Below are 721 nucleotides of genomic sequence, written 5' to 3' on the forward strand. Positions count from 1 at the left end.
CTTGGCTTTAACGCTGTCTACGAAGTTCAACCGTCTTCACTAGTGGCGCAACTCAAAGAACTGATGATTGACCAAAATCAATTTTTGCAACAGGTAACGGCTGCAAACAATGAATCGGACACTGAAAAAATGACCGATGACGACTATGACTTTTAAGGAGTATTCAACTAATGAGCTATAAAACAATTAATTGGAACATCATCGAAGACGAACTTGACGAATATGTATGGGATAAAGCAACGGCACAATACTGGCTGGATACGCGAGTACCTGTTTCTAATGATTTACGGGACTGGCGGACACTCTCTGGCACCGAAAAATCGGTTATCAATCGGGTTGTGGGTGGATTAGCCTTGCTGGACACACTCCAATCTGAAGAAGGAGTCGATGTGATGCGGCCAGACGTTCGGACACGAAAAGAAGCAGCAGTCCTCAATGACTTTTTGATGATGGAGTCAATTCATGCCAAAAGCTACGGCACTATTTTGACATCTTTGAACGATCAAGCCACTGTTGACGAAGTATTCAAATGGATGAACAATAATCCCAGAATGCAATACAAAGCCAAACGGATCAATGATATTTATCAAACGGGAAACAACCTTGAAAAGAAAGTTGCAAGCGTCTTTCTTGAAGGAATTTTGTACTACACCAACTTTTTTACCCCACTTTGGTACCGTGGTAACAATAAGCTGGCAAATCTTTCTGAAGTCATCAAACT

1 protein-coding gene is annotated in these 721 nt (G+C 41.6%); it reads left to right on the plus strand.

What is annotated here, in order from left to right; all coding sequences use genetic code 11:
- Positions 1-170: 170 nt before the first annotated feature.
- On the plus strand, positions 171-721 hold a 551-nt coding region (locus MZO40_RS16960), incomplete at its 3' end, for a ribonucleotide-diphosphate reductase subunit beta (RefSeq protein ID WP_252133473.1).

Origin of the sequence: Lactiplantibacillus sp. B652, from assembly GCF_023806745.1 — a bacterium.
Lineage (GTDB): Bacteria > Bacillota > Bacilli > Lactobacillales > Lactobacillaceae > Lactiplantibacillus > Lactiplantibacillus pentosus.